Origin of the sequence: Streptomyces sp. NPDC020898, from assembly GCF_044333925.1 — a bacterium.
Lineage (GTDB): Bacteria > Actinomycetota > Actinomycetes > Streptomycetales > Streptomycetaceae > Streptomyces.
In genome coordinates this window covers 55,743-81,655 of record NZ_JBIRRV010000005.1, presented here as the reverse complement: position 1 = coordinate 81,655, position 25,913 = coordinate 55,743, and the positions used below count along the sequence as shown (strand labels likewise).

At 70.1% G+C, this 25,913-nt stretch carries 22 protein-coding genes; 6 read left to right on the top strand and 16 right to left on the bottom strand.

Annotated features, from left to right (window positions below):
* Nucleotides 1-72: 72 nt before the first annotated feature.
* Both ACH4TV_RS17720 and ACH4TV_RS17715 read left to right on the top strand, forming a co-directional pair.
* On the top strand, nucleotides 73-753 hold the full coding sequence (locus tag ACH4TV_RS17720) for a M15 family metallopeptidase (protein WP_398398980.1): 681 nt from the start codon (nucleotides 73-75) through the stop codon (nucleotides 751-753).
* A 23-nt stretch (nucleotides 754-776) separates the two neighbouring features.
* Nucleotides 777-1,856: an endonuclease/exonuclease/phosphatase family protein gene (locus ACH4TV_RS17715; RefSeq protein ID WP_398398978.1), complete on the top strand. Its 1,080-nt coding sequence runs from the start codon at nucleotides 777-779 to the stop codon at nucleotides 1,854-1,856.
* A 191-nt stretch (nucleotides 1,857-2,047) separates the two neighbouring features.
* Here ACH4TV_RS17715 and ACH4TV_RS17710 read toward each other — a convergent pair whose 3' ends face one another.
* Nucleotides 2,048-2,752 (bottom strand): isocitrate/isopropylmalate dehydrogenase family protein, encoded by a 705-nt coding sequence (locus ACH4TV_RS17710; RefSeq protein ID WP_398398976.1) that lies wholly within the window; start codon nucleotides 2,750-2,752, stop codon nucleotides 2,048-2,050.
* Nucleotides 2,753-2,776: 24 nt separating this feature from the next.
* Nucleotides 2,777-3,700 carry an oxidoreductase gene (locus ACH4TV_RS17705; protein ID WP_398398974.1) on the bottom strand — a complete coding sequence of 308 codons (924 nt, stop codon included), beginning with the start codon at nucleotides 3,698-3,700 and terminating at the stop codon, nucleotides 2,777-2,779.
* 89 nt (nucleotides 3,701-3,789) lie between these two features.
* Here ACH4TV_RS17705 and ACH4TV_RS17700 point away from each other — a divergent pair, with 89 nt between their 5' ends.
* Nucleotides 3,790-4,392 (top strand): WHG domain-containing protein, encoded by a 603-nt coding sequence (locus ACH4TV_RS17700; RefSeq protein WP_398399753.1) that lies wholly within the window; start codon nucleotides 3,790-3,792, stop codon nucleotides 4,390-4,392.
* 48 nt (nucleotides 4,393-4,440) lie between these two features.
* Here the strand turns inward: ACH4TV_RS17700 and ACH4TV_RS17695 are convergent, their stop codons facing one another.
* The 4 genes from ACH4TV_RS17695 to ACH4TV_RS17680 form a co-directional block, all read right to left on the bottom strand.
* Complete coding sequence (locus ACH4TV_RS17695) at nucleotides 4,441-4,983, bottom strand: NAD(P)H-dependent oxidoreductase (RefSeq protein WP_398398972.1); 543 nt, start codon at nucleotides 4,981-4,983, stop codon at nucleotides 4,441-4,443.
* 127 nt (nucleotides 4,984-5,110) lie between these two features.
* Complete coding sequence (locus tag ACH4TV_RS17690) at nucleotides 5,111-6,091, bottom strand: aldo/keto reductase (protein ID WP_398398971.1); 981 nt, start codon at nucleotides 6,089-6,091, stop codon at nucleotides 5,111-5,113.
* Nucleotides 6,092-6,140: 49 nt separating this feature from the next.
* Nucleotides 6,141-6,986 carry an SDR family NAD(P)-dependent oxidoreductase gene (locus ACH4TV_RS17685; RefSeq protein ID WP_398398969.1) on the bottom strand — a complete coding sequence of 282 codons (846 nt, stop codon included), beginning with the start codon at nucleotides 6,984-6,986 and terminating at the stop codon, nucleotides 6,141-6,143.
* A 201-nt stretch (nucleotides 6,987-7,187) separates the two neighbouring features.
* Nucleotides 7,188-7,766 carry an ester cyclase gene (locus ACH4TV_RS17680; RefSeq protein ID WP_398398967.1) on the bottom strand — a complete coding sequence of 193 codons (579 nt, stop codon included), beginning with the start codon at nucleotides 7,764-7,766 and terminating at the stop codon, nucleotides 7,188-7,190.
* Nucleotides 7,767-7,980: 214 nt separating this feature from the next.
* On the opposite strand from ACH4TV_RS17680, the gene ACH4TV_RS17675 reads away from it, so the two are divergent.
* On the top strand, nucleotides 7,981-8,943 hold the full coding sequence (locus ACH4TV_RS17675; protein ID WP_398398965.1) for a helix-turn-helix transcriptional regulator: 963 nt from the start codon (nucleotides 7,981-7,983) through the stop codon (nucleotides 8,941-8,943).
* A gap of 12 nt (nucleotides 8,944-8,955) precedes the next feature.
* Here the strand turns inward: ACH4TV_RS17675 and ACH4TV_RS17670 are convergent, their stop codons facing one another.
* The 9 genes from ACH4TV_RS17670 to ACH4TV_RS17630 all read right to left on the bottom strand — a co-directional run bounded on the left by ACH4TV_RS17670 (nucleotide 8,956) and on the right by ACH4TV_RS17630 (nucleotide 22,283).
* Entirely contained in the window at nucleotides 8,956-9,936 is a 981-nt protein-coding gene (locus tag ACH4TV_RS17670) for a DNA polymerase thumb domain-containing protein (RefSeq protein WP_398398963.1), read from the bottom strand.
* Nucleotides 9,933-13,511, bottom strand: a complete 3,579-nt coding sequence (locus ACH4TV_RS17665) for a DNA polymerase III subunit alpha (RefSeq protein ID WP_398398961.1) — start codon at nucleotides 13,509-13,511, stop codon at nucleotides 9,933-9,935. The genes ACH4TV_RS17670 and ACH4TV_RS17665 overlap by 4 nt, the downstream gene beginning before the upstream one ends.
* 245 nt (nucleotides 13,512-13,756) lie before the next feature.
* Nucleotides 13,757-14,836, bottom strand: a complete 1,080-nt coding sequence (locus tag ACH4TV_RS17660; protein WP_398398959.1) for a S1 family peptidase — start codon at nucleotides 14,834-14,836, stop codon at nucleotides 13,757-13,759.
* A gap of 246 nt (nucleotides 14,837-15,082) precedes the next feature.
* A complete protein-coding gene (locus tag ACH4TV_RS17655; RefSeq protein WP_398398957.1) occupies nucleotides 15,083-16,096 on the bottom strand; it encodes a slipin family protein in 1,014 nt (337 codons plus the stop codon).
* 209 nt (nucleotides 16,097-16,305) lie between these two features.
* Entirely contained in the window at nucleotides 16,306-17,214 is a 909-nt protein-coding gene (locus ACH4TV_RS17650) for a S1 family peptidase (protein ID WP_398398955.1), read from the bottom strand.
* 232 nt (nucleotides 17,215-17,446) lie between these two features.
* A complete protein-coding gene (locus tag ACH4TV_RS17645; RefSeq protein ID WP_398399751.1) occupies nucleotides 17,447-18,238 on the bottom strand; it encodes a DUF1684 domain-containing protein in 792 nt (263 codons plus the stop codon).
* 134 nt (nucleotides 18,239-18,372) lie between these two features.
* Nucleotides 18,373-19,482, bottom strand: coding sequence for an LLM class flavin-dependent oxidoreductase (locus tag ACH4TV_RS17640; protein ID WP_398398954.1), 1,110 nt, complete (start codon nucleotides 19,480-19,482; stop codon nucleotides 18,373-18,375).
* Nucleotides 19,483-19,575: 93 nt separating this feature from the next.
* Nucleotides 19,576-21,414 (bottom strand): FAD/NAD(P)-binding protein, encoded by a 1,839-nt coding sequence (locus tag ACH4TV_RS17635; RefSeq protein WP_398398952.1) that lies wholly within the window; start codon nucleotides 21,412-21,414, stop codon nucleotides 19,576-19,578.
* Nucleotides 21,411-22,283: an amino acid ABC transporter permease gene (locus tag ACH4TV_RS17630; RefSeq protein ID WP_398398950.1), complete on the bottom strand. Its 873-nt coding sequence runs from the start codon at nucleotides 22,281-22,283 to the stop codon at nucleotides 21,411-21,413. Before ACH4TV_RS17630 ends, ACH4TV_RS17635 begins: the two co-directional genes overlap by 4 nt.
* A gap of 556 nt (nucleotides 22,284-22,839) precedes the next feature.
* Between ACH4TV_RS17630 and ACH4TV_RS17625 the strand changes: the two genes are divergently transcribed.
* Both ACH4TV_RS17625 and ACH4TV_RS17620 read left to right on the top strand, forming a co-directional pair.
* Nucleotides 22,840-23,796, top strand: a complete 957-nt coding sequence (locus tag ACH4TV_RS17625) for an ABC transporter substrate-binding protein (protein ID WP_398399749.1) — start codon at nucleotides 22,840-22,842, stop codon at nucleotides 23,794-23,796.
* 308 nt (nucleotides 23,797-24,104) lie between these two features.
* Nucleotides 24,105-24,545: a cell division protein SepF gene (locus ACH4TV_RS17620; RefSeq protein WP_398398948.1), complete on the top strand. Its 441-nt coding sequence runs from the start codon at nucleotides 24,105-24,107 to the stop codon at nucleotides 24,543-24,545.
* Nucleotides 24,546-24,583: 38 nt separating this feature from the next.
* Here the strand turns inward: ACH4TV_RS17620 and ACH4TV_RS17615 are convergent, their stop codons facing one another.
* The gene (locus tag ACH4TV_RS17615; protein ID WP_398398946.1) at nucleotides 24,584-25,780 is read right to left on the bottom strand and encodes an acyl-CoA dehydrogenase family protein; all 1,197 of its coding nucleotides are present in this window, start codon (nucleotides 25,778-25,780) and stop codon (nucleotides 24,584-24,586) included.
* Nucleotides 25,781-25,913: the final 133 nt, after the last annotated feature.

The window sequence follows — 25,913 nt, the reverse complement described above, 5'->3', positions numbered from 1 at the left end:
AGCCGCCGCGTATCGCCGGCATATCGAAAACCGGATACGTGCCGGCAACACCGCGCTGCCTTGACTGGCGGTATGGCTCGAACTCCACCATCAGCACGAACACCGACCCGCCGGATTCGCCGGCTCCGTGTCGTCGGCCTGCCAGTTGCCCTCCCGGTCGTCCTGGTAGCCGCCCTGTTGGCCGTCCTGGCAGTGATCGCCGCAGCCCTCGGCCACCAGGTGGCGAAGTCCTCGTCCGGCTCATCCCCCTCGGCCGCCTCACCCCTGAACTCCTTTCACCTGGAGCACCCTGGCGCGCTCGGCGAGGCCGACGGTGTCGTCCCCGACGGCGTGACGGTCTTCGACGACGCGATTCCGGCGGTGGCCAACCTCGATCCAGGTCTGCTCGATGCCCTCCGTCAGGCGGCAACTGCCGCCGCGGACAACGGAGTCGAGTTCTTGGTCAACAGCGGCTGGCGTTCCCCGGAATACCAGAATCAACTTCTGCGCGAGGCCGTTGCCAAGTACGGCTCCGAAGACGAGGCCGCCCGCTGGGTGACGACCGCGGAGACGTCCCCGCACGTGTCAGGGGACGCGGTCGACATCGGGCGCTCCGATGCGACGGCGTGGCTGTCCGAGCACGGTGCCGAGTACGGGCTGTGCCGGATCTACCGGAACGAACCCTGGCACTACGAACTGCGCACCCATGCGATCGACCATGGCTGCCCGCGTTTGTACGCCGACCCCACCCAGGACCCGAGGATGCAGCAGTGATCGGCAGCGAGCGAGGACCGGCGATGACCCAGGTGGACACGGCGGCGACCGGACAGGGCGATACGGACCGCCGGGACGCCGGTTCCGGTATCTGGCGCGCGGGCATCCGCCGGGCGATCCGCGTCGTCTCCCGGCCGGAACCCTGGAAGCGCGGCCCGCTGCTCGCGACCCTGGCGCTGCTGCTCGGCCTGCTCATGCTGCTGCACGCGAAGATCCCGAACCGGATCGGGAACCTCGGCAGCCTGGTGGAGACGCTCCTGCCATGGTTCGGCCTGTTCGTTCCGGTGCTGCTGGCCGGGGCGCTGTGGCGCCGCTCCGCCTCCGCGGTGGCCGCGCTCCTGTTGCCGGTGACCGTGTGGCTGAACCTCTTCGGCGGGCTGCTCAGCGACAAGTCCCACCCGGGCGGCGGCCTCACCGTGGTCAGCCACAACGTCGGCGCCGACAACCCCGACCCGGCCGGCACCGCCCGCGAACTGGCCGCCTCCGGTGCGGACGTGCTGGCACTGGAGGAGCTGACCCCGCAGGCCCGGGGCACGTACGAGAAGGAGTTGGCGAAGGCGTACCCGCACCACACGGTCCAGGGCACGGTCGGGCTGTGGAGCAAGCTGCCGCTGTCGGACACCCGGCCGGTCGACATCGCGCAGGACGCCGGGCCGCTGGGGGACACCAAGCCGGCCGAGGTCAAGTTGGCCTACAACAGGGCGCTGCGCACCACGGTGGCCACGGACCACGGCCCGCTGGCGGTGTATGTGGCCCACCTGGGATCCGTACGTGTGAATCCCAGGGCGGGCTTCTGGACGGACTCGCGGGACAGGAACGCGCAGGCGCTCGGAAAAGCCGTCGCCGCCGAACAGAACAAGCGGGTGGTGCTGCTCGGCGACCTGAACGGCACCATGGACGACCGCGCGTTCACCGGCCTCACCTCGCAGCTGCACCCGGTCCAGGACGCGGCCGGGGACGGCTTCGGCTTCAGCTGGCCGGCGGAGTTCCCGGTGGCGCGGATCGACCAGATCCTGGTCCGCGGTGTGCGGCCGGAGAGCGCGTGGGTACTGCCGGCCACCGGCAGCGACCACCTGCCGGTGGCGGCCGGAATCAGCTGGTGACGCACGCTCCCACTCCTTGACGTCGGCCGAACGGCTGTCGGCGGGTTGCAGATCGGCGTACGGGGTTCGGCGCCGATGAGGGCGAGGGCCGCCTCGGGACCGTTGTCCCGGCGGGCAGCGGCGATCTCGGCCCCGCCGCCCCCAACAGCCCTGGCCGCGCGGCGGAGAGGGGCTCACTTGCGGACCGTCAGTCAGGCGTTGAGCGCGTCGATCAGGGCCTTGACGACATCCTCCGTCGTGGCCGTTCCGCCGACGTCGCGGGTGAGGATGCCCGCGGCGGTCGTGGCCTCGATCGCCTTGTCCAGGCGGGCGGCCTGGTCGGGCAGGCCGAAGTGCTCCAGCATCAGCGCGGCGCTGCCGACCGCCCCGATCGGATTGGCCAGGCCCTGGCCGGCGATGTCCGGGGCGGAGCCGTGGACCGGCTCGAACATGCCGGGGAAGCGGCGCTCGGGGTTGAGGTTGGCGCTGGCCGCCAGGCCCAGGCTGCCCGCCAGGGCGCTGCCGAGGTCGGAGAGGATGTCGGCGTTGAGGTTGGAGGCCACGACGACCGAGAGGTCCTCCGGCTTGAGTACGAACTTCGCCGACATCGCGTCCACGAGCACGCTCTCGGTCTCGACGTCCGGGTAGTCGGCGGCGACGCGCTTGAAGACGTCGTCCCACAGGACCATGCCGTACTGCTGGGCGTTGCTCTTGGTGACGGAGGAGACCTTCTTGTGGACCCGGGTCCGGGCCAGGTCGAAGGCGAACCGCATGATGCGTTCGCAGCCGACCTCGGTGAACAGGGCCGACTGGACGGCGACTTCACCGCCGGGTCCGCGTCCGGAGAAGTTGCGGCCGCCGAGGCCCGCGTACTCGCCCTCGCTGTTCTCGCGGACGACGACCCAGTGGCTTCCCACTGCACGGCCTGCAGGGCGTTGGTACTAGCGTCCGGTGGCCGGGTGCTCCACCGGCCAGCTCACGCCCGTCAGCTCCTCGGACACCGTCCACAACCGCCGCGCCACCGCCGTATCGCTCGCCGCCGCAGACCGTCCGACCAGCGTCGGGGCGCCCCGCATCTCGCCCCGCCCGTCAGGACCGACGTAGCTCGCGCCGGGCAGGTCCTGTGTCGCGGCGTACAGCGTCGGCAGGGTGCCCGCCTTGTCGTCCTGGGCGAAGAACCTGTTGCCGACCTGCATGAACGCCTTCATCACCGGACTCGCGGCATGGCTCTGCAGGTTGGTCGCCGCATAGCCGGGGTGGGCGGCGAGGGCGCGGACCGGGGAGCCGGAGGCCGTCAGGCGGCGCTGGAGTTCCAGCGTGAAGAGGAGGTTGGCCAGCTTCGACTGGGCGTACGCGCGCCGCGGGTCGTAGTCGGAGCTCCAGTTCAGGTCCTCGAAGCGGATCCGCCCGTCGGCCCAGCGGTGGGCGCCGGAGGCCACCGTCACCACCCGGTCGGTGATGTGCGGCAGGAGCAGGTTGGTCAGCGCGAAGTGGCCCAGATGGTTGGTGCCGAACTGCATTTCGAAGCCGTCCGCCGTCTGCTGCTTCGGCAGCATCATCACGCCGGCGTTGTTGATCAGCAGGTCCAGCGGTCGGGCGTCCCAGGCGTCCGCGAACTCCCGTACCGAGGACAGGTCCGCCAGGTCCAGACGCCGTACCTCCGTGCTGCCGCTCACCGTCGCCGCCGCTGCCCGCCCGCGCTCCAGGTCCCGTACGGCGAAGACCACGTGGGCGCCCGCACGCGCCAGCGCGTCCGCCGCGGTGAGGCCGATGCCGCTGTTGGCGCCGGTGATGACCGCCGTGCGGCCGGTGAGGTCGGGGATGCGGGTCGCGTCCCATGCGTTGTTCTTCGTCTTCTCAGCCATGCTTCGAATGTAGGCGTCGCCAACAATGATGTCAATGACAACAATGATGGCATCGACAACTATGCTGGCGCTGCCTACATCGAGTTATGATGTCCCCCATGCCCGAGAGCCGCCCCTACCACCACGGAGATCTGCGCGCCGCCCTGCTCGCAGCCGCAGAACGCACCCTGCGTGAGAAGGGTGTCGGTTCCCTGTCGCTCCGCGAGCTCGCCCGCGAGGTCGGCGTGAGCCACGCCGCGCCCGGCCGGCACTTCAAGGACAAGCAGGCCCTGCTCAACGCACTGGCGCTGGCCGGGTACGAGCGGCTGAGCCAGGCCCTGGACGCCGCCGACGCCCCGGCACTCCCCATCGAACCCCGGCTCACCGCCCTCGCCCGGGCCTATCTCCGCTTCGCCGTCGACAACGCCGAGCTGCTGGAACTGATGTACGCCCGCAAGCACGACCCCGACGCCTCGGAACAGATGGCCGCAGCCGTCGAACGGACGGTGGGCGGCCTCGTCCAGGTCATCTCGGACGCCCAGAAACGCGGCGAGATCATCGCGGGCGACCCCGCGGACCTGAACCTGGTCACAGGCGCCACCCTCCACGGCATGGCCGCCTTCATCGCCGGCGGCATGCTGACCCCGGAGGCAGCCCTGGCAGGTGTGGACACCCTGGTCCACCACCTGCTCCACGGCCTGAAGCCCCGCTGACGCTTCTTTCGGCCGGCTGACGACGGAAGAACCCCCAGCGCCACCGCGTCAGGCGGCGTAGGAGGCAAGCAGTTCGTTGTACTGCTTGGCGGTGGTGGCCAGGTCTTCGTCGGAGAGGCCGAAGGCGGTGCCGTGCACCTTGACCATCGGCTGCTGGATGTCGAACTGGCACAGCCGCAGGGTGGCGTGCCAGCTGTTGAGGAGGGTCTCGATGGTGGCCTGGTTCGAGCCTTCGGGGGTGTAGTGGTCGGCGGGTACGCCGGTGGTGACGGCGATGACGGCCTTCTTGCCGGCCAGCTGCGAGGCGGATCCGTCGATGGTGAAGGCCCAGCCGAGGGTGAGGACCGTGTCCTGCCAGTGCTTGAACAGCGGGGTGGTGTTGTACCAGAACACCGGGTGCTGGAAGACGATCACATCGTGCTCGGCCAGCAGCGCCTGTTCCGCGGCGACGTCGATCCGGAAGTCGGGGTAGGTGGCGTAGAGGTCGTGCACGGTGACATGGGCCAGGTCGCGGACGGCGTCCACGAGCGCCGCGTTGGCCTTCGACTGGGACAGGTCGGGGTGGCCTACGACAAGGAGAACCTTGGACATGGTGAGAAGACCTTTTCAGTGATCAGGGAGAGGTGAATGGACGTGGGTGGTCGGTGTGACGGGTGGAGCGCTGGTTGATCCGGGAACAGCGGTCAGCAGTCAGCGGTCAGCGGTCAGCGGTCAGCGGTCAGCGGTCGATGCTGGCCATGTTGGCCTCGTTGTGGCGTTCGCCGGCGGCGGGTGTGAGGTTGTTGAGGCGGTCCTGCTGAGCGGCGCTGAGTTCCACACCGTCGGCGGCGGTGTTCTCCTCGACGCGGGTGACGCGGCGGGTTCCGGGGATGGGGGCGATGTCGTCGCCGCGGGTCAGCAGCCACGCCAGGGCGGTCTGGGCGGGGGTGGCTCCGATCTCGGCGCCGATGGCCTGGACTTCGTCGACGATGCGCAGGTTGCGCTGGAAGTTCTCGCCGGTGAAGCGCGGGTTGGTCTTGCGCCAGTCGTCGTCGGTGAAGTCGTCGACGGTGCGGATCTGCCCGGTCAGCAGGCCGTGGCCGAGCGGGGAGTAGGGCACGAATCCGATGCCGAGCTCGCGCAGCAGCGGGAGGATCTCGGCTTCGACGTCGCGGGTCCACAGGGAGTATTCGGTCTGCAGCGCGGCCACCGGATGCACGGCGTGGGCCCGGCGGATCGTGGCAGGGCCGGCCTCGGAGAGTCCGATGTGGCGCACCTTGCCCTCGGCGACCAGTTCGGCCAGCGCACCGACCGTTTCCTCGATGGGCGTGTTCGGGTCGACGCGGTGCTGGTAGTACAGGTCGATGTGGTCGGTGCCGAGCCGCAGGAGTGAGCCCTCGACCGCCGTCTTCACGTTGCCGGGGCTGCTGTCGATGACGCCGGGGTCGTCACCGGCGTGGGAGACGAGGCCGAACTTGGTCGCCACGACGACGTCGTCACGGCGGCCCTTGATGGCTTTGCCGACGAGTTCCTCGCTGTGGAAGGGGCCGTAGATCTCGGCGGTGTCGATGTGGGTGACCCCGAGGTCCAGCGCCCGGTGGATGGTACGGATCGACTCGGCGTCGTCGAGCCCGCCGCCGGTGGTGTAGGTGCCGGCCATGGTCATGGCACCCAGACCGATGCGCGAGACATCGAGCCCGCCCAGGGATATGTGCTTCATCAGGTACTCCTTGTCGTGACGGCCGTCAGGCCCGGTCAGTGCTGCCCTCTCAGGCGTGGGTGTCGTCGTGAGCGAGGTTGTCGCCCAGTTCGCGGGAGGCTTCGGCCTGGGCGAGGAGTTCCTTCGCCTTGGCCTCGACGGCCTCGATGGCGTCCGCACCGGCGACGAAGCGCTGCAGCGGCTTTCCCTGGCCGGTGATGGTGAGCAGGGCGCGGGCGAGCTTGGCGGGGTCGCCGGGCTGCTTGCCGTTCATGCTCTTCATGCCCGCGATCCTCGGGGCGGTGCGCGGGGCGTAGTCGTCGATGGACAGCTCGGGCCAGACGGTGGAGCCGTCCACGAGGAGTTCGGTACGGAAGTAGCCGGGCTCCACGACCGTGGTGTGGATGTTGTACGGCTCGACGTCGTAGCGCAGGGACTCCATCCAGCCCTCTTCCGCGAACTTGGAGGCGGCATAGGCGGAGGTGAACTCCATGCCGACCAGACCGGCGGTCGAGGTGATGGTGATGATGTGGCCGGCGCGCTGCTTCCGCATGACCGGCAGTACGGCGCGGGTGACGTTCATCGGGCCGAAGAGGTTCGTCTCGAACTGCCGGCGCATCTGCGCGGGCGAGATCTCCTCGAAGTAGCCGGTGAAGAGGTTCCCGGCGTTGTTGATCAGGACGTCGATACGGCCGAATCGGTCGACGGCGGCCTGCGCGGCGGCCTCGGCGTCGTCCAGGCTGGTGACGTCCAGCTTGGTGACCAGCAGGTTGTCCTGCGGCCCGCCGAGGACCTTTTCGACCTCCTCGGGGCGGCGACCGGTGGCGACGACCCGGTGACCGGCGGCCAGGGCCTCGCGGGCGATGTCCGTACCCAGACCGCGTCCGGCACCGGTGACGAGAATGACCTTGCTCATGGGGGGGGTTCCTTTCAGGCGCCGTGATCCGGCACCCGGGGGGGTCTGGTGGTGATGTGTCGCGCCCTTTCGGCGGCCGACCAGGCGGCAAAGGGCCGGGCGGGCCGGACTGCGTCAGCGTGCCGAGGGCGCGGCGAGCGCGGTCATCACATCCGCGCGGGAGGAGAGGAGGGGATGCGGGTGAGGTACCGCGCTCCGCTGTTATGCGGCGGGGAGGGCGCCCATCTGCCGGAGGATGCCGAGCATGTCGAGCTGGCCGCGTTCCTCGACGATCCTGCCGTGGGACAGGCGGTAGAACGCCATGCTCTCCGAGCGGATCGCCCTGCCCGTGGCCTCGACCCCGGCGAAGGGTCCTTCGTGGGTGCCCGTCATGGCGTAGCGGACGGCCACGGTGTCGCCCTCGGCCCGCATGTCCCGCACCGTCCACTTGAGGTCGGGGAACGCCTTCAGGTTCGCCGCGACGATGCCGAGATAGGTGTCCCGGCCCTGCCACGTCTGGCCGCCGGAGTGCACGACGATGTCCGGGCTGCCGAACCTGCTCGCCAGAGCGGGATTGCGACCGGGCAGGTACTCGCTGGTGTAGCGCTCGATGATGCGCTTGTTCACCTGAGTGCTCCCGTGGCTCCAGGAGACGGACTCCGCCGTGACCCGGGACGGCGACCCGGAACCCGTGTCGCGGCCGGCCGCACCGGCCGCGTCCACGGCTCCCGATCCGAAGGCCGCGAGGCTGAGCGCTCCCAGCGCCGTCACGACGGCGGCCGGCTTGGCGAATCGACGCATGATCGTCCTTCTGACTGCGGTGGTCACAGCGCCGACGGCGCCGCGAAGGGGCTGGAGACGGGCGGCACGAGCACCGCCGTATCCGGGCCGTTCACACCGCCGTGAGCGGTGCACCACCAACAGAACCGGTTGTCACGGGGGCGTGGGAGTCCCTGATGAGAGGGTCACTGACAGGGACCCCCAGCCCGGCGGAAGGGTTCGTAGAGTGAAACGCATGGCAGGCAGAAACGACCCACAAGGCAGCAACCGCGACATTCGCGATGACGTCCGCGCCCAGATCCGGGAATTCCTGGGCACGCGACGGTCCAGGGTCACCCCCGAGCAGGCCGGGCTGCCCGTCTACGGCGGAGAGCGCCGACGGGTCACCGGGCTGCGCCGCGAGGAGGTCGCCCTCCTCGCGGGCATCTCCAGCGAGTACTACACCCGCCTGGAGCGTGGCAACGCCACCGGCGTCTCCGAGAGCATCATCGAAGGCATCGCCCAGGCCCTCCAGCTCGACGAGGCCGAACGCATCCACCTCCTCGACCTCCTGCGCGGCGCCGGCACCACCCGCCCACCACGCCGCAGGCCCGTCCAGCAGCGTGTGCGGCCCACCGTGCAGCGTGTCCTCGACTCGATGGCCGGCACACCCGCGTTCGTCCTCAACGGCCGCGGAGACATCCTGGCCACCAACCCCCTCGGGCGCGCTTTGTTCTCCCCGGTCTACGCCACCGACCCCGCACGGCCGCCCAACAACGCCCGGTTCGTCTTCCTCAGCCCGCACGCGACCGAGTTCTTCCGCGACTGGGACCAGGTCGCAAACGACTGTGTCGCCATGCTGCGCGCCGAGGCCGGCCGCGATCTCTACGACCGGCGGCTGACCGACCTGATCGGCGAACTGTCCACCCGCAGCGAGGAGTTCCGGCACCGCTGGGCCGCCCACAACGTCCGGATGCACGCCACCGGCGTGAAGCTTCTGCACCACCCGGTCGTCGGCGACCTCGACCTGCCGTTCGAAACCTTCCCCGTGGGCGGCGACCCCAGCCAGGTCCTCCTCACCTACACCGCCGAACCCGCCTCCCCCACCCAGGACGCCCTGAACCTGCTGGCCAGTTGGGCCGCGACCAACGACCACATCGAACGGTCCACGCCGGCCGACCACTCCGAGCCCGCCGACTCGACCGAGACACCCGACTGACCGACCCATGAGTCAGTCAGCCAGAGCGGCTGGACGCACAGCTTCCGACCCGAAGCGTCGACGAGCACGGTCCGCGGCGGCTTCGACCGCGCGGGCACGGGCATCGCCTGGATCCAGAGAGAGCTGGTGGTAGGCGCTGTCGGTCGGCACCAGGCCGTCGGCACGGATCGCGAAGGCGCGAACTCGTGCTCGCTGCAGCCCCAGGGCGGCCAGTAGCCCCAGGGCAGCGGTGGCGAGTGCGGGTGAATGGCCGGTCGGTCCCGGCAGCGTGCGCGTACGTGTGCTGGAGCTGCCGTCGGCGTACCGCACTGTGAGGGTGAGTCGGCCGGCGAGCCGGCTTTCACCACGCAGGCGTTGGCCGATCTGCTCGGCAAGCCCGAGGACGGCTCGGTGATGCTGTGCCGGGTCGAGGCAGTCCCGCTCGAGTACGAGGTCGGCGAGCAGATGCACTGCCGGTTCCGATCGGGTGACCGGCCGGGGATCGTGGCCGCGGGCGCGTTCGGCCAGCAGCCGTGCAGTGCCGGCTCCGAGAAGTCGCTGCAGGGTGGCCGAAGGTATCTCGACGATTTGCCCGATGGCGTGCAGCCCGTATCTGTTGAGTGTGTCCGCTGTGGCTCGGCCGATCCCCGGCAGTGCGGTGACCGGGCGGGGGTACAGCCAATCGGCGGCCTGCCCGTCGGGGACCCAGGTGGTGTCGCCCGGCGCGGACGCGTCGGCCGCCATGGCAGCCAGCATGCGGTTGTTCGCGAGCCCGGCGCTGCTGTCGATGTCGTAGAAGAGCTTCAGCCTCATCTTCGCCAACTGGACCACGTCGTAGGGAGACAGGTCGAAGTACCTGAGCGCTGACGTCAGGTCCAGCTGGACCGCGTCGGGCGGGACGGCCTGGACGTGAGGAGTGACACCGGACATCAGTTTGATCACGTCGTCGTACTGATCCTCACTGAGTGCGGCGTGCAGGTGGAGGTGGGCGATGTGCCGCTGACGTGTGGTCATCCCGCGCTCCCCTGGCTGCGGTGACCGAACTTCTTGAGGTCGGCCGAGCGGGTGCCGGCGGGCTGCAGGTCTGCGTACGGGTGGAGGCGGGCGCCTGTGGTGCCGTTGGCCAGGGTCCGTTGCGGCTGGGCGGGGGTCGGGTGCGGGTGGCTGGCTCCGATGCGGGCGAGTGCGGCCTCGGGGCCGTGGTCGCGGCGGGCGGCGGCGATCTCGTCCAGGTCCCAGGCCATGGTGCCGACGACGGTTCGGCGGGTGCCGCGCACCTGGACCGCGCCGCGGACCAGCAGCAGTCCGCTGTGGAAGACGGTGTGCGCGCAGGCCGGGTGGGAGTCCTCGAAGAAGGCCAGGTCGACCAGGCCGGAGCCGTCCTCCAGGGTGACGAAGATGATCCGCCGGCCGCTGGCGATGGGCGGGGTCTGCGTGGAGGCCCGTACGCCGGCGACCAGGACCTGCTGACCGGCGCGCAGTCCGGCCAGGTGAGCCGCGTCGGTCGCGCCGATCTCCCGCAGCAGCCGGTGGTGGTGCTCCATCAGATGCCGGGAGACGTCGATGCCGAGGGTGCTCAGCTCGGCGCTCAGGGTTTCGCGTCCGGTCAGCTCCGGCAGGCCGCTCGGCTCCGCTCCGCCGACGGGGTTCGCGTCGATGGGCAGCTGGCCCTTGCCCGCGGACCGGGTACGGGAGGCCCGGTGGAGTTCGGCGATCTGCAGCAGCAGGTCGCGGCGCGTGAGGCGGCCGTCGTGGAGGGAGTCCAGGGCGCCGATCTCCGCGAGGCGTTCGGCGACCGGTCTGCTGGGGTGGGCCCGCTGCCAGAAGTCCGACAGCGATCCGTACGGCTGCCCCTCCTCGATCCGGGCGCACTCGTCCTCGCTGATGCCGTGCACCGCGGACAGCGCGAGCCGCACCCCCCACTGCTCCCCGCCGGCCTTCTCCACGGTGTGCCTCACCCGGGAGCGGTTGACGTCGACGGACAGGAGCGGCACACCACGCCGACGGGCGTCGGAGACCAGGACCCGCTTGGGCCACATCCCGGGGTCGTGTTCGAGCAGCCCGGCCAGCAGGAACGCCGGATAGTGCGCCTTGAGCCAGGCGCTCTGCAGGGCCGGTACGGCGAAGGCGACCGCGTGGGCCCGGCAGAAGCCGTACGCGCCGAAGGCCTCGACGGTCTTCCAGACCTCGTCCCGGACAGCCTCGCTGTAGCCACGCGCGCGTGCCAGGCCGTGGAACCAGTCCCTGATCGCGGGCAGCCGGTTCTTGTCGCCGAGCGCCCGCCGGGCGATCTCCGCGAGGGCCAGGTCGCAGCCGGTCATCACATGCAGCGTCTCGATGATCTGCTCGTGCCAGATGGTCACGCCGTAGGTGTCGGCGAGCACCGGTTCCAGGTCCGGGTGGGCGTACGACGGTGTGCCGCCGTGCCGGGCGGCGATGTACCGCTCGGGCATGCCGCCGGCGACCGGACCGGGGCGGAAGAGGCTGATGTCCGCGATCACGTCCTGCGGATCGCGGGGCTGGAGCCGGGAGAGCAAGTCCTGCTGGCCGGGTGACTCGAGCTGGAACAGGCCCAGGGTCTGGCTCTCCTGGATGAGCTTGAACGCGAAGACGTCGTCGAGCGGCACCTGCCGTGGGTCGTCCAGGTCGATGTGGTTGCCGGTGGTGCGTTCGATCTCGGTGACGGCGTGGGCCATCGCGGACTGCATCCGCACGCCCAGGACGTCGAGTTTGATGTTGCCCAGCGCCTCGATCTCCTCCTTCGCGGCCATGACCATGGGGTAGTCGCCCTGCGGCGTGGGCTGCACCGGCAGCCGGTCCAGGAGGGTGGCATCGCTGATGACCACACCGCAGGGATGCATGGCCATGCCGTGGATCAGCGAGTCGAGGCCTTCCGCCAGCTCCCACAACGGCCCGAACCGGCCTGCCTCGGCTGCCAGTTGACGCAACTCGGGCAGTTCGGCGAGCGCACCGGAGATGTCCGAGGCCCGCAGGTGCGGGAAGCTCTTGGCGATCCGGTCGACGTCCGCGGGCGCGATCCCCAGAGCAAGACCGGTGTCCCGCAGAGCCCTGCGCGCCCGGTAGGTCTCGGGCATCGCGGTGACCGCGACCCGTTCCTTGCCGAACCGCTCGAAGATCGCGTCGTAGCACTCCAGGCGCCGGGCGGACTCCACGTCGATGTCGATGTCGGGCAGACTCCGGCGCCGCTCGCTGAGGAAGCGTTCGAACAGCAGTCGGTGGTCGAGGGGGTTGGCGGTGGCGATGCCGAGGGCGTGGCAGACCATCGAACCGGCGCCCGAGCCACGGGCGGCGACCCGGATGCCCAGCTCCCGGATGTCGGCGACGACCTGGCCGACGGCGAGGAAGTACGAGTCGTACTTCAGCCTGGAGATCACGGCCAGTTCGTCGTCCAGCCGGTCATGGGCGGCCCGGTAACGGTTCCCGTCGCCGCCGCCGGCCCCGCCGCCGTCGCCGTCCAGGCCGCGCCGGACCAGGCCGGCCTCGCACCGCTCGCGCAGCAGCCGGGCCGCGCCGCCCGCACCGGGGCCGGCGCCGAGCACGGCCGGTTCCGGGAAGTGGGCGATGCCCAGGCCCAGGTCGGCCACGGGGTCGAGGGCGCAGGCGTCCGCCGTGTCGACGGTGTCCGCGAGCAGACGGCGGGCCCGGCGGGCGTCGGCCCCGGCGCACTCGGCGACGGCGTACGCGATCTCCGTCATCCTTCCCTCGTCCTTCAGCCAGCGCTCCCCGCTGTCGAGGCGTCGCCGGTCGATCGGCCGCAGCAACCGGGCGGCGTCCAGGACGTCGGCGAGGCGGTGCTGACCGGGGTCGGCGTAGCGGACGGCGTTGGTGAGGACGGCGGGGGTACGGGTGCGGTCGGCCAGGGCGAGGGTGCGGGCGGCGAGGCGGAGAGAGCCGGGACCGGTGCCTGTGGCTGTGCCTGTGCCTGTGACGCCGTTACTGACACCAGCCCCAGCACCGATACCGGCGTCGGCACCTGCCCCGCCGCCGGTGCCGAAACGTTTATTCATGATCGCTTCCAGCCGCACCCCGCCCCCGAAAACCTCCAGCCACGGCGCCAGCAGCCGCGCCGCGACATCCTCCCGGCCCACCGCCAGCGCCCGCACCGGCTCCGAGAGCGGCCCTAGCAGCACGCTCAGACCGGGGCCGCCGTACTCGCGCAGCGCCTCCCACGGCACCATCACCGGCGCCGCACCGGACGCCGTACCGGCATGCGCGGCCGACGTGATCCTGCACAGCCGCGCCCACCCGGCCCGGTCCTGCGCGAGCAGCGTGAACCGCAGCGGCGGCTCGGCCACATGGGCCCCGCCGCGCACCGGGGTACGGCGCCGCCGGTCCGGGGGCGGCGGCGCGAGGGCCGCCACCGCCAGGTCGACGCCGAAGACCGGCCGGACCCCTTCCTTCGCACAGGCCCGGGCGAACCGTACGGCGCCGGTGACCGTGTCCCGGTCAGTGAGGGCCAGCGTCCCCATGCCACGCTCGGCAGCCCGCCGGACGAGCTGCTCCGGGTGTGCCGCGCCGTAGCGGGCGGAGTAACCGGACGCGACGTGCAGATGAGCGAAGCCCGTCATGCCGCACCTCCATCACTCCACCCCTTTTCGGCCACTCGCTCGACCATCAGTTCGATGCGCTATTCGTACTGTCGTTCGATTGATTCATTCACTCTAACCCCATCGGCCCCGGTCAGCGACTCGATCAAGGACACGGCCGGCCCCTCCACCGCCTCCGTGGAACGACGAAATCCCGCCCCTGGAACCAGGGGCGGGACCGTCCCGGACCGATCGACCCGGGGAAAAAAATGGTGCGAGAAGAAGCGTCAGCCGATCTGCGTACCCGTCGCCGACAGCGCCTCCGTGACCGGCTGGAAGAAGGTCTCCCCGCCCGAGTCGCAGTCGCCGCTGCCGCCGGAGGTGAGGCCGATCGCACTGCTGCCCGAGAAGAGCGAGCCGCCGCTGTCACCGGGCTCGGCGCAGACGTCGGTCTGGATGAGCCCGTTGACGATGTCGCCGTTGCCGTAGTTCACGGTGGCGTTCAGACCGGTGACCGTGCCGGAGTGCACCTGGGTCGTGGAGCCGCTGCGGGTCACCGACTGACCGACGGTGGCCGAGGCCGCGCCGGTGATCCGCTGGGAGCTGCCGTTGTAGAGGTTGACCTGACTCGGGTGGGCGACGTCGGCCGTGTACTTGACCAGGCCGTAGTCGTTGCCGGGGAAGCTGGACGAATCGTTCTCGCCGATCACGCCGGACGAGTCCGACCACGTCGAGATCGACTCGGTGCAGTGCCCGGCGGTCAGGAAGTACGGCTCGCCGCCCTTGACCACGTTGAAGCCGAGCGAGCAGCGGCCACCGCCGCCGGTGATCGCGTCGCCGCCGGCGATGAGGGGCTTGAACTCCCCCTTCGTACGCTGGAGTTCAGTGGTTCCGCCGAGGCCGTCGACGACCTTGGTGAGCGTGGCCCACTCGGCGGCGGAGACCGTGCGGTCCGCGGTGACGACGACCTTGTTGGCCGTCGGGTCGACCGCCCACGAGGTGCCGGGGATGGTCGCGTCCTGCTTCAGGGTCGTACGGGCGCTGTCGAGCTCGGCGACGGAGTTCTCGACGATCCTGGCCTTGGCGCCGGCCGACTCGACGGCCTGGGCCGCCGCTTCATCGAGCACGTTGACGACGAGGTTCTTCGCCTTCGCGTCGTAGTACGTTCCCGCGACGTCGGTGCCGAGGTCCTTGCCGAGCGTCGAGGCGATCTTTCCGGCCGCGAGGACCGAAAGAACCTTGGGCTCGGCGGCCTTGGTGACCTCACTCGCGTTCGCACTCTGGAAAGTCACTCCCGCGGCGACCAGTGCGGCGATGCCCGCACCAACCACGACAGCACGGCGCCTGGGTATGCGTCGGTGCTTCAACTTGGGTCCTCCTGTGGGGGGTTCGGCCCGGAGGTTGTGGGGACCTCCCGTACCGGTTGAACGGCGACCACTATTCCGAGACGCCCAGGGGGCGCACAAGGTCGACTTCAGGACGCGCGTAGATAAACGGCCGCGCGCCCCCTGCGCTCAACCCACCTTGACTGTCCACGGTCATCTCACGGTTGCTCCACAGGAATTCGCACTGCAAACACTACGCGTGAGTAACCGGTGTGCGGATCGTGAGGTCTAGTCCTGTCTTGAATTCGCCCCTTCGGGGTCCGAATCCAACAGGGACTCGGCGGACGGCAGTTGCTCCTGCATCGATTGCTCGACGATTTCCCGCTGCGACACCCGTTTCACCTGTGGCGCCTCTGACGCCCGCAGTGCCTCTGACGCCTGCAGTGCCCCTGACGCCTGCGGTGGCTCTGACACCTGTGGCACCTGCGCCGTCCGTGACCGCCCCGCCTCGGCGGCGGCCGGTGCGGGCGGCGGGCCGGCCGGTTGCTGCGCCCGTTCCAGGAAGCGGAGCAGCTCCACCGGGAAGGGCAGGACGAGGGTCGAGTTCTTCTCGGCGGCGACCGCCACCACGGTCTGGAGCAGCCGGAGTTGGAGTGCGGCGGGCTGCTCGGACATCACCTCGGCGGCCTCCGCGAGCTTCTTGGAGGCCTGCAGCTCGGCGTCCGCGTTGATGATCCGGGCCCGGCGTTCACGGTCGGCCTCGGCCTGACGGGCCATCGACCGCTTCATGGTCTCCGGCAGCGACACGTCCTTGATCTCGACCCGGTCGATCTGCACACCCCAGCCGATCGCCGGACTGTCGATCATCAGCTCCAGGCCCTGGTTGAGCTTCTCCCGGTTGGACAGGAGATCGTCCAGATCGCTCTTGCCGATGATCGAGCGCAGCGAGGTCTGCGCCATCTGCGAGACGGCGAACCGGTAGTCCTCGACCTGGACGACCGCGTCGGCCGCGTCGATCACCTTGAAGTAGACGACCGCGTCGACCCGGACCGTCACGTTGTCCCGCGTGATGCCCTCCTGGGCCGGCACGGGCATCGTCACGATCTGCATGTTGACTTTGCGGATCGTGTCCACGAAGGGCACGATCATGGTGAACCCGGGCCCGCGCACCCTCGGCCTGAGCCGGCCGAGCCGGAGCACCACGCCCCGCTCGTACTGTTTGACGACTCTCGCCGCCGACATCGCGTACACCGTTCCGACGGACGCGAGAGCGACTCCCGCCGTCACCAGCTCCTCGACCATGCCGGTCCTCCAGGGTCCGAAGTGGGCGTATGCAGGGGGAGACTTCCCGTACTGCCGATACTTCCCGTACTTCTTCCTGTACTCCGAAGGTAACTCCGTCAGGCGGACAAGGGCGAGCCCCCGCACGCGAGTTGCGTACGGGGGCTCTCCTGCTGCTGCCGACTGCAGGTCGTGCCGTGCGAAATCCGATGGTGCCGTGGGGCGTTGCCCTAGAAGACGCTGACGCCGTAGGCGTTCAGGGCTTCCGTGACGGGCTGGAAGAAGGTCGTGCCACCGGAGGAGCAGTTGCCACTGCCGCCCGAGGTCAGACCGTAGGCGATGCCGCTGGTGGAGTAGAGCGGGCCGCCGGAGTCGCCGGGCTCGGCGCAGACCGTGGTCTGGATCATGCCGTAGACGACGTCGCCGCCGCCGTAGTTGACGGTCGCGTTGAGGGCGGTGACCCGGCCGCTGTGCGTGCCGGTGGTGGAGCCGCGGCGGGTGACCGTGGTGCCCACGGACGGGGTGGCGGCGCTGGTGATGTTGACGCTGCCGACGGTGCCCGAGATCGAACTCACGGGATAGCTGGTGGCGTACCTGACGATCCCGTAGTCGTTGGTCGGGAAGCTGGAGCCCGAGGTCGCGCCGAGCAGCGTCGTACGACCGGAGTTGGACCACCAGTTGCCCGCGCCGTCGGTGCAGTGACCGGCGGTCAGGAAGTAGTAGGTGGAGCCGCTGCGGACGTTGAAGCCCTGGGAGCAGCGCCAGCTACTCGCATAGATAGCATCGCCGCCGGAGATCAGTTTGCTGAACGTGCCCGGGGTCTTCTTGATGGTGATGGCGCCGGCGGTGGTACCCGCCTGTCGCTTGATCTTCGCGATCTCCGCCTTGGAGACCGTGCTGTCGACGGTGACGACAACGCGGTTCGTCTTGGCGTCGGTCGCCCAGGCGGTGCCCGGGATATCGGCCTTGAGCACCGAGCTGTTCGCCTTGCTGAGCTGGCTCGCGCTGAAGGTGGTGACGTCGGCGGCGGTCGCGTTGGGAATCGCGAAGGCGGCCGCGGCCACGAGTCCGGTACTGACGGCGATCAGCCGGGTCCGTCTCGTGATGCCACTGCGGGGGGTGGTGCGCTTGATCCTCACTTGTCGTTCCTCCACATGGGAAGTCGGGGGCCCGCGTGGGGTCGGGGCCCGTGAGGCGCAGTCAGGGACGCTTCTGTCCGGATTCCGAACATGCTGTGCCCCTGACAAGCGCTGGGTCGGAGTATTCGGCGGTACGACCGACCGACGCAAGGGCGCCTTTCGGCCGCACATTGTTCAACCCCCGTACGATCCGCAGGAGTTGATCAACGAACTCGATTCCTGGAGAGATGCCCTACAGAAGGTTGCGCTCCCCTGCGGCGATCGCGACGCCCAGCGTATTCCCCGGCGGGGGAAAGGGGCAGACGAAATGATCGGCGAACGCACACGGTGGGAGCAGGGACCGGTTGAAGTCCACCGTCGTGCGCCCCTCGGCGTCCGGCGCGGCGGACCGCAGGAACCGGAAGCGGTAACTGCCGTCGCCGCTGGTCGAGTCGGCGAACACGGCCCACAGTGTGCCGTCCTCCTCGACCGTCACCCGTAGCGTCAGCTCCTGCCCGCCGAGCGAGAACGCCAGTTCACCACCCAGCCCGAGCCCCCGCTTCCGCCCGTCCGCGTTCGCGACCCGCACGGTCTGCCGCCCGTCGTACGGCGTGAACCGGCCGGGTACCGACCAGCGCGGGTCGTACGCGGTGGCCTCGACGCCCTTGAACGCCGTGCGCGTCTTCGCGCCGGGGTCGAAGTCCCGTACGCCCCAGCCGCCCTCGCGCACCAGTACGACCAGGCGCCGCTCACCGAGGCCGACCCGGGCCCCGGCCGCCGGACCCTGGTCGGCGGCCAGCCGGACCTCCCCGGCGAAGGGCGCGCCGTCGAGCGTCAGCCCGTCCGCGGCCCCGGCCGCCAGGGCGACCCCGTCGTCTTCGGCCGTCCACTGCCCGGGGATGGCCGGAAGTCGACCGTCCGGAAAGTCCTCGATCCAGTGCGTACCGACGAGTGAGAGCGGCCCGTAGGGCGCCGACACCGTCCCGACGCGCCGTTCGCGCCACTCCTGCCACGCCTGCCACGCCTCGGCCTCGTCCGCCGTCATGAACTCACTCCAGCTCACTCCTGGAACACTCCGTGGAACACTCGTGGGCCGCCTCCGGCACACGCCCCGGACCACGCGTTCTGTGCGCGGACCGTACGCAACCTGTCTGTCACCTTTATGAGCACCGTGCTCGTTCAGCCCGTCCATACGGGTTCGCCCGGCCCGGCGTACTGGCCGGCGGGCCGGGCCAGCCCCAGGTGCTCCCTGAGGGTGCGGCCCGGGTAGAAGGTGCGGAACAGGCCCCGGTGCTGGAGCAGCGCCACTGTTCCGTTGACGAGCCGCTCCAGGTCGCGGCGCGGCTCGGCGGGGACGAGATGGAAGCCGTCGACGATGCCGGACGTGTGCCAGGTGGTGATCAGTTCGGCGAGGTCGACGGGCCCGCCCAGGTACAGCGGGCCGTGCGCACTCGGCCGGGGACCACCGCCCCCGTGCCCCGGCTCGGCCGCGTACTCACCGCCGCCGAGGTCGACGACCAGGCTCGCCAGGACCCGCAGCCCGTCCGGATCACGCCCCAAGTCCTTCGCCGCCACCCGCAGTTCGTCCCGTACGGCACCCGCCTGCGCGGCGCTCACCGCCCGCACGAGCGCCACGTCGGCGTACCGGGCCGCGGTCGGCCGGGCCTGTCCCTCGGTGGCGTCGACAACACAGACGGGGTGACCCTGCGGTGGCCGCGGCCCGGTCGAGGAACCCCTTACGGAGAAGGCGGCACCCGGAAAGTCGCCGTCGTGCGGCTCGTCCCGGTCGGTGAAGCGGCCGGTGAAGCGGCCGGTGGCCACGTCCCGTGTCCCGGCGTCGCCCTCCCCGCCGTCCCACAACCGGGCCGCCGCGTCGGCGACTTCACCGGCTTCCCGCCACAGCGCGTCGCCGGGTGCGGCGCGGCGGCGACGGCCGGAAAGCCTGGCCTCGGCCTCGGCCCCGGTGGCTGACACGTCGAGCTGCCAGCCGGCCCGGCCGCCGCTGATCCGATCGAAGGTCGCCACCGCCGCCCGGATCTGGAAGGGCTCGGTGTGCGTGCTGGTCACGGTGGGCACCAGACCGATCCGGGCGGTGGCGGGCGCGACCCGGGCGAGCACGCCGAGCGCGTCCGGTCCGGGCCGGGCGAAGGAGTCGCCGAGCGTCACGAAGTCGAGCCCGCCGCGCTCGGCGAGCCGCGCCGCCTCGACGTACAGGTCGGCGTCCGGCAGAGCGTGTTGGTCGACGGCGGCGGCCAGGTGCGGCAGCCCCCGGCCGTGCGTTGAGGTCATGAGGAGGAACCTTTCGTCGGTGCGTCACAGCACCTCAAGGCGCGTTGGGCGGATGGGCGGACCCCGTCGGGCGAGCGTCAGGCGAACAAGGCGTCACGCAGCGGTGTCGCGTTCGGCACCTTGTCCAGCCCTTTGTTCGATCCCTTGTCCGGCACCGTCATCGCGACAGTCCAGTGCCCGCAGAAAGGACAGCGCGGCCCGTGCGGTCGCGTCGTTCTGCCGGAACGCCGGCCCGCCGGTACGCGGCCGGGTGAACGCCCCGGCGCCCCGCGCCTCGGTGTGCGGCCCGAGCGCGAAGCGCCGTGGATGCGGCCGGCCGGCCCGGTCCAGGAGCCGCCCGTCGCCGGGGTCCACGGCGAGCAGCCCCTCGGCGGTCGCGGCGGCCCCGTCGGCATACAGGTCGCGCAGCAGCGGGTCGCGGGCGCGCTCCAGGGTGGGTTCCGGCAGCCGCGCCTCGACGAGCGCGCGGGCGTCCACCGCGGCACCGGGCACACTGGCACCGCTCGCCCGGAAGACCCCGTCCTCGGCGGTGACGGTCGCGTCGGCGCCAAGGAAGTTGAGGATCCCGGCCCGGGACAGCGCGAGCATCTGCCGCAGCCGGGGCCCGGGCGGCCCGGAGGCCAGATAACTGAAGAACCCGTGCCACCAGGACCCGATGTCCCCGAGCCGCACGAGTTGCCCGTAGACGGAGAGCAGCCCGAGAAAGACAGCCAGATCCGGGCTGTACGAGGGATCATGACGCCGAGTCAGATCCGCCCGTATATAACCCCGCAGCCCCTCCTGGAGCGCCTCGTACGACGGATACCGGACCCCCTCCAGCGGACGGTCGAGGGCCCCGAGGTCGAGCCGGTCGGCAGGGTCGGGTACGGCGGAGCCGACCAGCACCGCCCGTTCCTCGGCGTCCGCGGCGGCGTACTTCTCCTCGAAGTCCGCCCAGGCGCCGCTGGTGCGCTCCGGGTGCACGGTGAACAGCCGGTGATAGTGCGCGAACCCCAACTCCTTCTCCACCAGCGGCCACACGTCCCGCCGGAAGTCGAACCCGTCCGGTCGCGCGAGCAGGGCGTCCACCTCGCCGGGACCGAAGAACCGTGGCAGCGGCGGCCGTTCACCGGTCCAGTCGTAGCCGATCTTCGAGTGGTACGGCACCCCGCGCCGCGAGCCGACGTGCAGCACGGGCTCCCGCCCGGACGGCCGGTAGACCAACTCCCCCTCGCCGCCGGCGGGATCACTCTCGTAGTGCCCGCCGCGCCCCTCCGTGAGCAGCACCATCAGGTCGACGAAGGCGAGCCCGAAGCCGCGCACGAGGACGGGTTCACCGGGCCGCAGCGCGGACAGGTCGCTGTCGGCGGTGAAGTCCGGCGGCAGATGCACCAGCCCGTTCGCCCGCGCGTGCGCGGCCAACTCGCTCTGTTCGTCGTCGAGTTCGGCGTCGAGATGGCCGAGTGTCAGCACGACGAGGTCGGCGAGCAGCGGGCGGGCGCGTCCCTCCAGCCACACCTGCTGGCGCCCCTCGCGCGGCCCGCCGACCCGCAGCGCGCGCCCGACGTGGTACTGGACGCGGATGCCGGGCGGCAGGGCGGCCACCGCCTCCTCGTACACCCAGTTCAGATAGGCGCCGAGGCGCTGCCGGTCCGAGAAGACGCGCCCGTCGATGCCCGCCCACTCGTGCAGCGTGGGCCCCGGGCGCACCGGTCCCGCCATGGCCACCGTCTCGTCGGTGAACATGGTGGCGTCCTGGGCCTGCGAGTTCATCCACAGCAGCGGGGACTGCTCCTGCCGCCAGATCCGGCCGGCGCCCGGCGGATAGGGGTCGACGAGATGGATGTCGAGGCCCGAATCCCCGTACAGCTCGGGCGCGTTGGCGGCGATCCGCTCCAGGAGACCGGTCCCCCGCGGACCGGCCCCCACGATCACCAGCGACGGCCGGCTCATCGCGCGAGCTCCGAACCGCGCGCGTAGTGGCGCTCCATGTAGTACTGGCCGACGCTGAGCACCGAGGTGACGACGACGTACCAGACGGTGGCCACCATCAGCAGCGGGATGACCTGGTAGGTGCGGTGGTACACGAGCTGCACCGAGTAGAGCAGGTCCTGTACGGCGATGACGCTGACGATGGAGGTGCCCTTGAGGGTGCCGATCAGCATGTTCCCGGCGGGCGGCACGATGGAGCGCATCGCCTGCGGCAGCACGATCCGCCACCAGCGCCGCCACCGGCTCAGCCCGAGCGCCTGCGCGGCCTCGATCTGCCCCCGGTCGACGGAGAGGATGCCGCCGCGGACGACCTCGGCGGCGTACGCGGCCTCGTGCAGTGTCAGCCCGATGATCGCGACGGTGACCGGACCGAGCAGATCGACCGTCCGGACTCCGAGGATCTGCGGGTACAGCGCGCCGATGTTGAACCAGAGCAGCAGCTGCACCAGGATCGGGATCGACCGGAACAGCCACACGTATCCCCAACTGACGCTTCTCAGCACCGGGTTGGCGGACAGCCGGCCCGCGGCGAGCAGGGCGCCGAGCGCGAAGCCGAGCACCATGACGACGGCGGTGAGCCAGAGGGTGAGCCACAGGCCGCGCAGTACGGCGGTCGAGGTGAAGTAGTCGCCGACGACGTCCCACTGGAACGCCCGGTTGCGGACAACGGAGTTGACGGCGAGCCCGAGCAGCACGAGAACGAGAACGGCGGCGGTCCACTGGCCGTGCCGGCGGCGCCGGACGACGGTCGGGAGCGCGGAGTGCCGCGCACTTCCCGGGTCTTCCGGATCTGCCGGTGGGACCACCTTGGCCAGGGTGTCTGAGGACATGCGAAGGCTCCGTGACGCGATTGGTCGAACACGGTGGTGCCTTCACACGGATGCACACGGAATGTCGCACGGCGCGGCTTGCGGGTGACAGTGATCACGGGCGAGCTCCGCGCGATACGGCCGAGCCCCTCAGCAGGGCCGTCCACCGACTGTACGGCGACGTTTCCCCCCACTGTCAAGGGTGTCCGAACTGTGGGCGGTTCGTCTCACGTCAGTTGACGCCAAACCGGATGCCTGTTCCACTTGCCCCATGCATCCACAGCAGTGGCTGGTCAAACGCTCCCACATCGACCTCGGTCGAGTGTGGTCCTCCTCCTGTTGAGCTGACCCCCTGCGCGCCCGCCTGACCGGGCGCCTTTTCGCGTTCTCCCGCACTTTTCACGCTCATCCGCGCCTTCACACCCGCGCACACCCCTCCCCTCACGCGTACCCCTTTCTTCTCCCTGAACTCCCTTCTCCCTGAACTCCCTTCCCTCTGAGCTCTTTTCACGCTGAGCTCCTTTCGCCCTGCCTGCCCAGGAGACCGCACAGCATGAGCGACAGCATGCGCACGACCATGTCCACCCCCACGCGCGCCCGTAATCGGCTGTTCATCCCCTTCGCCCTGATCACCTCGGCGGCGCTGCTGCTCACCGCGTGCGGCTCGGGTTCGGACGCCGCGAACGGCGGGGGTACCGCCCGGGCCGCCGCGAAGGTCGGCGCGATCCCCACCGCGGACGTCGTCACGGCCATCGGAAAGGACCCGGCCGCGGCCGCGCTGCTCCCGGCCGGCACGACCTCGCTCACCGTCGCGATCAGCGTCGGCGGCTCACCGCCGGGCACCTCGTACCTGGAGGACGGCAGAACACTGGCCGGCCAGGACGTCGACTTCGCGGAGGCCGTTGCCAAGGTGCTCGGCATCGGGCTGAAGCGGGAGTCGGCCGGTTTCGAGGCGATCCTGCCCGCGCTCGACAGCGGCAAGTACGACTTCGGCGCGAGCAACTTCGGCGTCACGGACGAGCGCCGGAAAACGATCGACTTCGTCACCTACATCAACGACGGCCAGGGCTTCGCCACGCGCAAGGACAGCAAGCTGACGAAGATCACGGATCTCTCCCAGCTGTGCGGCCTGAATGTGGCGACCGGCGCGGGGACCACCTTCGAGGCGACGCTGGAGGGGAACAAGCACGTCTGCTCCGACGCGGGCGAGAAGACGTACAAGGTGCAGACCTACAGCGAACAGGGCGCCATCTGGTCATCGCTCCAGCAGGGCCGCAGCGACATCGTGATGTCGACGATCAACGGCCTGCGATACGCGGTCGCCCGGCAGGAAGATGTGAAGTTTCTGAACGAGTTCCACCGCCTCGACGTCGGTTTCGCCTTCAAGAAGGGCACAGAACTGGCCCCCGCCTTCCAGGCCGCAGTGAACAAACTCATAGCCGACGGGACGTACGACAGGATTCTCCGGAAGTGGGGCACGGCGGGCTCGGCGATCGAGAAGTCGCAGATCTCGCCCCCGGAGATCAAGGACTGACCCGACGTCAGATGTGACCGGGCGTCCGCCGACCGCTCCTGAGCATCCGTCAGGAAAGCGGGGCAGGGCGCCCATTCACCCATACGTCCCAACGCTCACCCATACGCCACGAAGAATCATATTTCACTCTCAGTCAGCAGCCGCACACAGCAAGACCCTTGCGGGACCGGGGCTCTCGACGAAATGGTTGTGCACCAGTACCGTCACGAAACCCCCGCGCGGCGTCTATTCACTTGGCGCGCCATCCGCATCATGGATGACCATAGGGATGCGGAAAGCAAGAAGGACCGCTGTGAGAGGAGGCGTCCATGGGATCGGTACGCAAAGCAAGTGCCTGGCTTGGCCTCGTCGACGACAACGATGACGAGCGTTACTACGACGACGACTACTCCGAGGGAACCGAGCAGCCCGGGGAGGCCTGGGTCACGGACCCCCGGGTCAAGGTCGCGGGCGAGGTGGCCCAGGAGAAGGGCCGCCGGATCGGCACGGTCACCCCGGACAGCTTCCGGGACGCCCGTGCCATCGGCGAGCTCTTCCGGGACGGAATCCCTGTCATCATGAACCTCACGGCCATGGAGGCCGCCGACGCCAAGCGCGTCGTCGACTTCGCGGCCGGTCTCATCTTCGGCCTGCGCGGTTCGATCGAGCGGGTGTCCAACCGCGTGTTCCTGCTGACCCCCGCCGACACGGAGATCGTCAGCGGAGAGGCCCAGCCGCACCGGGCGGACGGTTTCTTCAACCAGAGCTGAGCAAGGCAGCTCACCGGCCCCGCCTTCCGGTGTTCAGGTCAGCGGAAGGCGTCAAGTCCGGTGAGTGCCTTGCCCAGCACCAGCTGGTGCATCTCGACGGTGCCTTCGTACGTGAGCACCGACTCCAGGTTCGTGGCGTGCCGCATCACGGGGTATTCGAGCGAGATCCCGTTGGCGCCGAGGATCGTCCGGGCCGTACGGCAGATGTCGATGGCCTCGCGTACGTTGTTCAACTTGCCGAAGCTGACCTGCTCGGGACGCAGGCGGCCGGCATCCATGCGCCGCCCCAGATGATGGGCGAGCAGAATCCCCTTGTGCAGCTCGACCGCCATGTCGGCGAGCTTGGCCTGGGTGAGCTGGAACCCCCCGATGGGCCGCCCGAACTGCTCACGCGTCTTCGCGTACTCGACGGCGGCCTCGAAACAGGACCGGGCCGCGCCCATGGCGCCCCAGACGATCCCGTAACGGGCATGGGAGAGACAGCTGAGGGGCCCGCGGAGCCCGGTGACCTCGGGCAGTACGGCGTCGGCGGGCAGCCTCACGTCATCCAGCACGAGCTCACTGGTGACGGAGGCGCGCAGGGACCACTTGTGCTTGATCTCGGGCGCGGAGAACCCGGCGGTGTCGGTGGGCACGACGAACCCGCGGATCCCGTCGTCGGTCTGCGCCCACACGACGGCGACGCCGGCGACGGACCCGTTGGTGATCCACATCTTCCGCCCGTTGAGCACCCAGTCGCCGCCCGCGCTGTCGCGCTTGGCGTACGTACGCATGCCGGCGGGGTCGGACCCGTGGTCGGGCTCGGTGAGCCCGAAGCAGCCGATGACGTCGCCGGAGGCCATGTCCGGCAGCCAGCGCTGCTTCTGCTCCTCACTCCCGAAGGCGTGAATGGCGTACATGGCGAGGGACCCCTGTACGGAGACAAGGGAACGGATCCCGGAGTCGGCGGCCTCCAACTCCAGGCAGGCGAGCCCGTACTGCACAGCGGAGGCACCGGCGCACCCGTATCCGCTGAGGGACATCCCGAGGGCCCCGATGCCGCCCAGTTCACGGGCGAGCTCCCTGATGTCCGGCAGCTCACCCTCCTCGAACCACCCGGCGACATACGGCAGCACGCGGTCCGCCGCCCAGGTCCGCACGGTGTCCCTGATCGCCAGGTCCTCCGCGTCGAGCGTGTCGTCGAGGCCGAGCGGATCGGCGGGGTCGAAAGGGGGCAGCTTCGCGAACGCGGCCATGAGGAAGCCTCCGATAACTTAAAACTAGCACCGCTAGTCACAACGCCGCCGACGGTACGCCCACGGGCCCACCGGTACAACCATTTCGCACTGCACCTGCCCGCACCCGCCGACGCGACCCGCACCCCCACAG